This window comes from Actinoplanes sp. ATCC 53533, assembly GCF_003947245.1.
Window position 1 is genome coordinate 1 of the sequence record NZ_QHHV01000367.1, and the last position, 10,112, is coordinate 10,112.

9 protein-coding genes are annotated in these 10,112 nt (G+C 68.3%); 6 read left to right on the top strand and 3 right to left on the bottom strand.

The genetic code is table 11. The features are described from left to right. Window positions 1-585: 585 nt before the first annotated feature. Window positions 586-2,907 (bottom strand): WD40 repeat domain-containing protein, encoded by a 2,322-nt coding sequence (locus tag DMB66_RS57330; RefSeq protein WP_125812383.1) that lies wholly within the window; start codon window positions 2,905-2,907, stop codon window positions 586-588. 206 nt (window positions 2,908-3,113) lie between these two features. Between DMB66_RS57330 and DMB66_RS57335 the strand changes: the two genes are divergently transcribed. The 3 genes from DMB66_RS57335 (at window position 3,114) to DMB66_RS57345 (ending at window position 5,030) form a co-directional block, all read left to right on the top strand. Continuing rightward, the gene (locus tag DMB66_RS57335) at window positions 3,114-3,458 is read left to right on the top strand and encodes a hypothetical protein (protein WP_125812384.1); all 345 of its coding nucleotides are present in this window, start codon (window positions 3,114-3,116) and stop codon (window positions 3,456-3,458) included. Between the two features lie 107 nt (window positions 3,459-3,565). Further along, window positions 3,566-4,417 carry an IS701 family transposase gene (locus tag DMB66_RS57340; RefSeq protein WP_370321415.1) on the top strand — a complete coding sequence of 284 codons (852 nt, stop codon included), beginning with the start codon at window positions 3,566-3,568 and terminating at the stop codon, window positions 4,415-4,417. A gap of 421 nt (window positions 4,418-4,838) precedes the next feature. Beyond that, the gene (locus DMB66_RS57345) at window positions 4,839-5,030 is read left to right on the top strand and encodes a hypothetical protein (protein ID WP_125812385.1); all 192 of its coding nucleotides are present in this window, start codon (window positions 4,839-4,841) and stop codon (window positions 5,028-5,030) included. Window positions 5,031-5,089: 59 nt separating this feature from the next. On the opposite strand, the gene DMB66_RS57350 is transcribed toward DMB66_RS57345, so the two are convergent. Next, window positions 5,090-7,651, bottom strand: a complete 2,562-nt coding sequence (locus DMB66_RS57350; RefSeq protein ID WP_125812386.1) for a tetratricopeptide repeat protein — start codon at window positions 7,649-7,651, stop codon at window positions 5,090-5,092. Window positions 7,652-7,781: 130 nt separating this feature from the next. Between DMB66_RS57350 and DMB66_RS57355 the strand changes: the two genes are divergently transcribed. Further along, entirely contained in the window at window positions 7,782-8,198 is a 417-nt protein-coding gene (locus DMB66_RS57355) for a peptidase inhibitor family I36 protein (protein WP_125812387.1), read from the top strand. Window positions 8,199-8,245: 47 nt separating this feature from the next. Continuing rightward, window positions 8,246-9,139, top strand: a complete 894-nt coding sequence (locus DMB66_RS57360; protein ID WP_125812388.1) for a hypothetical protein — start codon at window positions 8,246-8,248, stop codon at window positions 9,137-9,139. Between the two features lie 51 nt (window positions 9,140-9,190). On the opposite strand, the gene DMB66_RS57365 is transcribed toward DMB66_RS57360, so the two are convergent. Then, complete coding sequence (locus DMB66_RS57365; protein WP_125812389.1) at window positions 9,191-9,619, bottom strand: nuclear transport factor 2 family protein; 429 nt, start codon at window positions 9,617-9,619, stop codon at window positions 9,191-9,193. 179 nt (window positions 9,620-9,798) lie between these two features. On the opposite strand from DMB66_RS57365, the gene DMB66_RS57370 reads away from it, so the two are divergent. Next, a partial coding sequence (locus DMB66_RS57370) for a helix-turn-helix domain-containing protein (protein WP_148112914.1) occupies window positions 9,799-10,112 on the top strand: 314 nt, incomplete at its 3' end.

Here is a 10,112-nt window from a genome sequence, read left to right on the forward strand (position 1 = left end):
TGACCGCGCCCAGCCCAGCCCGGCGGCCCGCTCGACCAACGCGTACTGCAACCGGGTCGACTCACGATGTTCCAGTACCTGCTGGCGGCTCGACTGACGCACATACACCACCGCCATCCGATCCCGATGCCGCGAGGTGATCTTCGACTCCGACGCTCCCCACGGCTGCCACGCCCGCGCATTCACGACGGCCGTCCTGGCTCGTCACTGCCCGGGTCGCCCACGTCCCCAACAGCCGTATCACTATCGCCCGCCGGTCGCTGTCCAACGACTCCCACACCAGGCATCGGGGGGCTCGCCGTCACTTCGTGACATCTGCTCTGATCACCGACCTGACCCACCCGGCGCCGCAGCCGGTCAACCAAATCGACCAGCCGCAACAACGCGACTACCGTAAGTATTGGCTCAGTATGCGACGAACCGTCATCTTCAGGTGTCCCACGAGTGGGTGACTGAGTGCGGCATCAACCAGCTCAAACAACACCGCGCCATGGCCACCCGGTACGACAAACTCGCCGTCCGCTAAGAAGCCACCCTCACCATCACCGCCATCAATCAAGACCTCCGAGCCCTACGAAAGACGGCCTAGCGGCCCGTCGCTGGGTGCTGCCCCGCCAGGTCAAGGCACAGCAGCGCGCGGTCACTTCCGCAGTAGATTCTGGACTCGGCGGCGGTGCCGCTGATGGCGCCGACGATCGGATCGAGGAAGATCGTCCGGTCGTTCGAGGAATCACCGCTGGGGTCGATGAGGTGAAGTTCCCCGCCGTAGTCTCCCGTCACGATCCGGAGAGCGCCGGTTTCGTCCCTGACCCACGCGAGGCTCTTGATCGCGGAGGTGCCGAGCCGGCGACTCCAGCGAACCTCACCGTCAAGGCCGAGCCGGTGAAGAGTCCCGCCGTACGTTCCGACGACAAGGTCGCCACCCAACTCGGCCGCCCGTGGAGTGCCCAGGATCGACAGCACCATGTTCCGGCCGACGGCCTCGCTGGCGCGGCAGGTTCGGTCGATGAGAGACGCGATCAGCAGGCCGTCGCCCGTACCCATCGCGATGTGGCCTCGTTCGGAGACTGATTCGAGCGCGTAGACGGTCGAGGAATCTGTCGGCAGCGCCGGCAGCGCGCGTCCACCGGGAACTTCCCACGCCAGAAGGCTGTGGTCGGTGGCGCCCACCACCACCGGACCGGACCCGGGCAGCCGGCACAGGCAGATCGCATAGGAGGAAAGCCCCTCGGCGGGAAGGATGCCGACCGTTTCGAGGCCGGCGCCGTCCAGCACCAGAACGCCGCTCGCCGAGGGCATGAGGACCTGTGGACCGGAAGATTCGATCGTCACGCAGGCCCCGCCGAAGACATCGAGCTTCCGATGACGCAGCAACTGCCCCGAGTCAGCTTGCCAGGCTGCGAGAACGCCGTCCTCGGAGCAGGAGAACAGGTGCCCGGACGAGACGGCCAGGCCGTAGACAGGGCGGGCATGCGGGGTCGCCGCGGGCCGGTTCGTGGCCGACCCCACAGAGTCGCGATCCCAGACCATCAGCTGTCGGTCGTTCGCGGTGAGGAGTCGTCGCCCGGCCTCGTCGAGAGTCAGGACGTTCGGGCTGGCTCGCGGCCCTTGAAATTCATAGAGAGCCGAACCGGTGGCAGCGTTCCACACTCGGATGTCGCCACCGTCGTAGCCGACTGCCAACCACGGGAATCCGTCGGTGACGCCACACGAGACTCCGCGAGGAAAGCCTGCGTCGGCGGGTGGATCGGGCGTGAATGTCAATGTCCTCCGGTAGCGGTATGCGGCCGTCAAGCTGAGAACGTCAAGAGAAGGAGGATCCTTGTGCAGGAGAAAAATGCGCAGATCTTCGCTGGTCCCGTGGAGGCTTGTCTGCGGTTTTCGCGCGCTGACGGACGTCACGTGGTAGCACACGAGGGCCTCCTTCATGAGATCGATGACGGTTGCGGAATCGTCATTCGTCACGATGGCGAAGGCGCGGTCCCCGCATTGATTCAAGATGATGTCGAAATGCCGCGAAAATGTTTGCGTAAGCCGTAGATAAGCAGGCCCGGCAGCGTCCCTCAGGTCTATCTCTCGTATGAGGCTGCCGTCCTCGGCCCATTCGGTCACGACGGATGACTCCTTGGCTGTCGTGTAGAGGGTGATGCGCGACGAGCGGGACCCCGGGCCGATGAGGATATCGCCGATGGCCTGTGTACCGAGCTCCAGCGTACGTATCGTTCCGTCGGGCGCGGCCACGAGATGGACTCTCGTCGAACGCTCGGCGAGGGCGAACAGCGCGCCAGCCGTCGTGCGTGAGACGTCGCCGCACGCGATCTCGACACCGCTCTCCCGGCACAACTCGGATCCGCGGGAGACGTCCCATAAGGAGAACTGCCGGTCCGTGTAGGTCAGCACATGGCGTGCGCTCTCGGGGGAGGCAATGATGGCTCGGACGTCATGCGGATGTCCCAGCTGACGACTCGGTGGGGTAGTGCTCCAGCTGGCCCACAGGAGCCGCCACGGCAGCGGCACGCCGGGCCGGAGCGGTCTGAGGTGCGGAGATATGCGGTTGGCGGTCATCTCCAGTTCGGCGAGGCGCTCCGAATAGCCGTATCGGATGAGACGGTGCGAGGCCTCTCGATAGGCGTCGGCGACCGCCTGCGCGTCGATCCCGAGCTCGTCCCGCGTCAGGTCCAGGTCCTGCAGCAGGTTCTCGGGATTCAGCGCAGCGAGGGTCGGCCAATTGGCCTGGGCGGAATCCGGCGCAAGTAGATCAGACAGCGAGTGTCCGTGCCGCGCATACTCCGACAGGTGGCGAGCAATATACGGATCCGCCTTGCTGCCGTCATGAGTGACAAGATAGGCGGTCAGTGCCCGAGCGATCCGGCGACTTGTGTCAGACGTTTCATCCTCGGTCATCATGACCAGAAGTTACTACTCTCGCCGCACTCCGGCTCTGCCACGTCGCTCACCAAGGGGCGCAAAGTCTGAGATCTGACCGCCCGCTTCCCGCTCGGTGGCTTGCCGACCGGTCATAATGGCGGAGGCGCCGAGGTGGGATGGTCACCGCGTATCGATGATGTCATGGTTCGGTGCCAAGGCGTGACTTCGTCCGAGCAGTGTGGGTCGTGATCGTCGGTGTCCATGGGATTGCCCAGCAACAGCTCGGATTCGATCAGTTGGGCGATCCGTGGCTGCGGGCATTGCGCGACGGCGTCCATTTCGCCCTCGGCCGGCGGCCGACGGGCCTGGAACTCGACATGGCCTTCTATGGTGATGTGTTCCTGCAGCAGTTCGCGGACGCGACGAAGTCCGCCGTTCACCTCGACGTGCCGGAGGCACTCGACGACCTGTCGCCGGACGAGCTGGCCGACCTGTCCGACGCCGTCGAGGAAGCGAGCGGCGACGCCGACGCCGCCGGGACCAAGTTCCCCGGTGTGCCGGGGCCGGTACTACAGCTGCGGATCACGTAACGATGTGGGTTGATCCGTCGTTTGACCGTGCGTGATATTCGAGGTGATGGATGATCTGGTGTCGGGTTGGGAGACACGGCTGCGGGAGCTGACCGGCAGGATGGGACATCTGTTCGCCCGGCCGGAGCCGCGGGAGGTGTTCCACGACCTGGTCGAGGGGGCTGTTGTCGGACCTGGAGAAGAAGAACGGCTGGACTTTGGCGCAGCGGGCCGGGCATACCCATCCGGGCCGGATGCAGACGTTCCTGTCCCGGGGTGCCTGGCGTGCCGAGGACCTGGAGACCGAGGTCCGGGCCTATGTGGTGGGGCATCTCGGTGCCCCGGACGGGGTTCTGATCGTCGACGACACCCAGATGATCAAGAAGGGTGACAAGTCCGTCGGGGTCGCCCCGCAGCACTGCGGTGCGACCAATCAGATCGAGAACTGCCAGGTCGTGGTGATGCTCACCTATGCCGGCCCGGCTGGGCACGCGTTCATCGGCCACCGCCTCTACCTGCCGAAACGCTGGACCGATGATGCCGGCCGTTGCCGCGAGGCCCGGATCCCGGCGACGGTGGGGTTCGCCACGAAACTCGATCAGGCGATCGAGTTGCTGACCGAGGCGGTCGACGCGGGCGTGCCGTTCGGGTGGGTCACCATGGACGGTGGTTACGGCCAGTACCCGCAGGTCAGTGATGAGACCCCGGCCGGCGGCTTCGCCCACACCCTGCTGATACGCCGTTCGATCAGCGATCCCACCGATGTCACGTTCTTCCTGGCCCACGCCCCGGACCCGACACCTGCGACCACCCTGATCATCGTCGCGGTCACCCGCTGGAGATCGAGGAGAACAACGAACAGGGAAAGGAGCTCCTCGGCCTCGATCAGCACCAGGTCCGCACCTGGACCGCCTGGCATCACATGGTCACCGTGTGCATGTCCGCCCACGCGTTCCTCGCCGTGCAGCACGCCGGACTGAAGACCACGACCAGCACCGTCACGACCACGCACGAGCAGCCGGCGAGCCCGGGAAACGACCACCGCCGGCACCCACGACAGGACCCGACTGGCTGAGCCCGGACCTGCTCACCCACGCCACCTTCGCCGACGTCCGCAACCTGCTCGCCCAGACCGTGCTGCACGCCCGCCACGACCGGCGGCACACCACACGCTGGATCGCCTGGCGCCTCAAACAGAAGATCCGTGCCCGGATCAGCCACCACCTACGCCGCAGTGACCCACTCCCCACATCACTACGTAAATGGGCAAAGCGCACAGAGATCATGCAGGTCTAAATGATCCGCAGCTGTAGTACCTGAGCCATCCCAGAAGCCCGAGCGCTCCCGCCGGAGGCAGCTGCTGATCCTCGACCTGGTCCTGCGGCTCCGTACACTCGCCCGATGGAGTCGGAGATCCAGAGGGTAGGCATGATCGCCGGCGGCCTGTTCCTGCTCGTCATCACCGTGCTGATCGCGATTTCCATGCGTAACTCAAGGGGTCGACGGCCTAGCAAGGACGACTCCGGTTCTGGTGGCTCCACGGGCGCCGACCCCAACACTCACTGGGACAGTGGTGACGGGGGCGGTGACTAATGACCCCCCGGCGCCTGGACAGGCACAGCGAGCGGCACGACTACCCGCAGGCCCGGACCCTACGCTGACGCTTCGCCCAGGGTCGCCGTGATCGCGGCGACGCGGTCCGCCTCCGGTGAGTTCAGCTCGACCCAGAGCTCCCACGCCAGGCGGTAGCGCCGTCGGGCCTCGGGCAGGTCGCCGCGGGCGTGGTGGGCGTCCGCGAGGCCCGCGTGCGCGCGGGCCTGTTGCTCCAGGTCGGCGACGTCGGCCTGGGCGGCGATCGTGTACGCCGCGAGGTGCTGCACGATCGCCTCGTCCGGACGTTCGGCGACCCGGGCCGCCTCGCCCAGCCCGTTGTGCGCGCAGGATTCGCCGTGGCGGTCACCGAGCCGGCGGAACAGGGCCATCGCGTCGCGGTGATAGGTGACGGCCCGTTCGGCATCGCCGCGACCGGCGGACAAGACGCCGAAGACGTCCATGGTGGCCGCCTCGGACGCCGCGTTGCGCAGCTCGCGGTGGAGGGCGAGTGCGGGGGTGAGATGCTCCTCGGCCTCGTCGTAGCGGCCCAGTTTCACCTCGGCCTCGCCCAGGTTGGTCAGCAGGCCGGCCTCTCCACCGCGGTCACCGATCTCCCGGTAGAGGGCGAGCGCGTCGCCGTACACCAGGATCGCGCGTTCGTTCCGGCCCATCCGGGACTCCAGGTTGCCGAGGTTCGTCAGGGCACGGGCCTGTCCGACGCTGTCCGCGCTGAGCCGGTGCAGTTCCATGGAGTCGGTCAGGTGCTTCGCCGCGTCCTGGTAATGGCCCAGCCGGGTCTCGGCGATGGCGAGATTGTTGAGCGTGCGGGCCTGGCCGGCGGTGTGACCGGCCTGCACGAAGATCTGCCGGGCCTGCTCCAGGTGGCCGACGGCCGCCTCGTGCCGGCCGAGCAGCACCTCAGCGGTGGACATGTCGGCGAGTGCGCCCGCGCGCCCGATCCGGTCGCCGGAGCGCTCGGCGGCCTGGGCGGCCCGGCCGTGCACGGTCAGGGCGTCGAGGTGATGGCCGCCGAGGAGGTACCGGAAGAGCACGACGCCGAAGTTGACGGCGTACGCGGGCCAGCCGTGGTCGGCGGCGAGCGTGACGGCACCGACGAGGTTGGCGCGTTCCGCGTCCAGCCAGCCGATCGGTTCGGCGAGGTCGGGCAGCGCGACCGGCGACGGCGCGACCTGCGGCAGCCGGCTCGCGCCGACCGGAGCCAGCCGGTTCATCGCCTCGAACGCCGCCGCCAGGTAATAGTCCAGCAGGCGGGTGAGCGCGGCCCGGCGGTCTACGCCGCGATCCTCGTCGGCTGCTCGGGCCGCCGCGAACGCGTGGACGAGGTCGTGCAGCACGTATCGGCCGGGTCCGGCGGGCTGGACGAGATGGGTGGTGCGAAGCCCGTTCAGCCGGGCGCCGGCGGTCTCCAGGTCGGTTGCTCCGAGCGCGGCCGCCGCGTGCACGTCGATGTCCTGGCCCGGGTGCTGGGCCAGCAGTCGCAGCAGGTGACGCTCGCCGGTGGGCAGGCTTCGGTACGACACCTCCAGCGCCAGCTCGATCTCGGACTCCAGGCGCCGGTCGCCGTGCAGTTCGTCGAGCCGGTCGGCGTGGTCGGTCAGGGTCCACCCCGGCTTCGCGCGCGTGTGTCCCGCGATCAGGACGAGGGCCAGGGGGAGGTGGCCGCAGCGTCGGGCGATCCTCCCCGCCGCGCCGGGATCGCCGCCGACCGGCAGCCGCGGCATCGTCGTGGCCAGGAATCGGCGGGATTCGTCCGGGGTGAACACGTCCACGTCGAAGTGGGTGGCGTCCAGTCCGGTGAGGCCGCGCCGGCTGGTCACCAGGGTGACGCAGCCCGGCACACCCGGCAGCAGCGGCCGGACCTGCTCCTCGTCGGCCGCGTTGTCCAGCACGACCAGGCTGCGGGTGCCGGCCAGGCGGTGCCGGTAGGCAGCCGTGCGGTCTGCCAGCAGCCGCGGAATCTGCTGGCCGGACATCCCGAGCAGCCGCAGGAATCCGTCCAGCACCGCGGCGGGTTCGGCCGGCGGCTGGGCGGGGTCCGCGTGGAATCCGCGCAAGTTGACGAAGAACACCCGGTCGAACGGCTGTTCCTGGGAGAGGACGTGCCCGATGTGCACAGCGAGCCGGGTCTTGCCGACTCCTGCCATGCCTCCCAGCGCCGAGATCACCGCTACCTCGCCGGCCGTCGCGCCGTCGCGCACGGCCCGGCGGATCCGGTCGAGTTCGGCGGCGCGGCCGATGAACCCGGGCAGGTCCTGCGGCAGGGTGTCGTGCACCCGCACCTGGGCGGCGGCCAGGGTCTCGCCACTGATCACCCGCAGCGCCTGCCGCCACTGGTTGACGTAGCCGGAGTCGGGATGCAACGCCGCCACGACCGAGACCACGAGTTCGCTGTCCAGACGCCGCCGGCCGACCCGGAAACTGTCCACCACCGTGGTCTTGCCGGGTATTTCCACCGCCGGTCGTCCGGCCGAGACCCACGCCGCCCTGACCCGCCCGGCGATCTCCTCGTACGAGGGGTTGCCGGCCCAGATCTTCAGCAACCGCAACCGTTCGATGAATTCGTCGAGCGTGGTCGCCTCGCCCGGATCGGGTAGCGCCATGAACGTGTCGATCGGGCGCCTCCATGGTCCGCGTTCGGATTCGTTCGGACTCGTGACCCTCGTGACAACCGGCCGGAATATTCAGTGGCGATAGATCAACCCGGCGCCAACCGTCTCTGAAGGAGGCTCCATGTCCCGTAACCGGCGACTTCTGGCCGTGCTCGTCTCTCTTGCGGCAGCCGTGAGCGTACCGCTGACGATCTCGTCGCCCGCGATGGCTTACGGTTCCCGGCCGGCCAGTTGCAACACCGCCTCGCTGTGCTTCTACGCCAACAACAATTTCGTAGACGGTCCCGGCAAGGTGACCAGTGCCGCCGCCCTGGGCAGCTATTCCCACAGCTCCTGTGCCGGGGGGACCTGGAACAACTGCATGTCGTCGGTGTGGAACGCCACCACCAAGTGTTTCCACCTGCACGCCGACGCCGGACCCACCGGGGGCTTCCACAACCTCGGGCCGAACGACGGCTACACCAACCTGGGCAGCCAGGCCGCCTATGACAACACGGTGTCCTACGTGAAGTCGGGCAGGGCCAACTGCAGCTTCTGACGGATTCCCGGTAGGTCCATCGCGGCGGCGGAAAGGTACAGGCGGAGATGCGTTCGGCCAAGACTGCCGTCCTGCTGGCGGTGACCGCTGTGGTTCTGTCGTCCGGCTGGCTTTTGTTCTCGCCGGACGACCGGACCGCGGCGGCCCCGGACGCTTACGCCCTCGACCTCGTCGTCCACACCGGACGATACTGGGCCGACGCGTCGGCCCTCGGTGCGGCCGAGGATGAGCTGGTCACCGAGTGCATGAACCGGGAGGGATTCCGGTATCCACCCGATGCGCCGGCATCCCCGGCCCAGGCCGCGCCGCTGCACGGTGAAGTGTCCGGCGTGGACCTGGCCTACCGCCGCGAGCACGGCTACGGCCTGGTGGAATCCGCCGTCCCCGGCGAGGGCGAGCCGCCGCCGGCACCGCTGCAGGCCGGCTACGACCGCGCGCTGACCGGGGCGAGGAGCATCAACGTCCAGTTCAGCGCCGGTCCGACAATGGCGGTCGCCTCGGGGGGTTGCCGGGGACGGGCCCGGGCCACGCTGGCCGGCACCATCGAGCACTGGGCCATCGCCGCGTACGCCGCCGACTACCTGAACGACGATCTGATCCGGGCTGTCGCCGATGATCCCGCGATGACGAGGGCGGCTGCGGCGTGGCGCGCGTGCATGTCGACGGCCGGGTATCCGGCCGTCGACTACAGCGATCCCCGGGACCTCATCCAGCAGGCGCTGACCGAGCACGGCGCCGCCCCCGGCGTCGCTGCCGAGGAACGCAGGGTGGCCGTTGCCGACGGCGAGTGCCAGATCCGCGCGCGGGTCATCGAGGTGAGTCTCGAGTTGCGCCGCGCTGCGGCGCTGAGGATGCCGGCGACCTGGACGGCCGCCCTGGTTCAAGCGGCGGACTTGCGCCGCACGGCCGCGGACAATGCCCGGCGCTGGTCACCCGCGTGACGCCCGCCCCGGCCGGGGCACGGGCGAGCCCGGACGGCCAGTGGTGTCGGGTCAGGGCTGCAGGCTGACGGCCGCCTGGAAGGAGCCGTCCATCTCGAACGGCACCGACGCGTGTTCGTGGACGACCAGCCATTTCCCGTCGATCCTCCGCAGGCCCAGGGTGACGCGGAACCACAGGCTGAAGCTCTCCGTCCCGCCCACCGGCGTCGCCGTCAGGCAGTTCAGGCTCGTACCGAAGGCCACCGAGCCCTCCGCCGTCACCGCCAGGTCGCGGACCTCCATGCTCATCGGTCCCTGGAAGGTCGCCAGCCATTTCTCCACCGGCCCCACGTCGCGGCCGGCCGACGGCTGGCGCAGCGGCGGCGCCAGGCTGTACTCGACCATCGTCGGCGCGTTGTGCGCCACCATCGCCTTCGCGTCCTTGGCCCCCACCGCCGCCGCCCGGTCCAGCACCAATTGACGAATCTCTGCCGTGTCCATTACCGCCCCTTTCCAAAAGGCCTACGACTAAGCACGTAGGCAGAATTCCGGTACGTAACTGGTGACGGGCGGTACGCGGACACGCTCAGCAAGAGGGACATAACAACGTAAAGACCCCGCCGCGGGTTCGGATCAGGTTTCCACACAAGAGCCTGAACCCCGACGAGGTCACCGTCAGTATGCGCCCCGCGCACGTCTACGCCAGCATGTCCGCGCAGCAACACACCGAACTGATTACCGCCCTGCACGGGCCTTGGCGTAACGCCACCCGGATCATGATGGTGGTGCTATCAGCGGCCGGCTGGTCCGCGAGCGAGATCGCCGATCTGCTGCACTACGACCCGAAAACCGTTCGCGCCTGGATCGCCCGCCACCACGCCGAGGGCCTCGCCGGGCTACCCGACCGGCCCCGATCAGGACGGCCCCGCAAGGGCAGCCCCCGCCTCGGGCAACGCATCCACACCCTGCTGCAGACACCCCGATCCTGGACCAC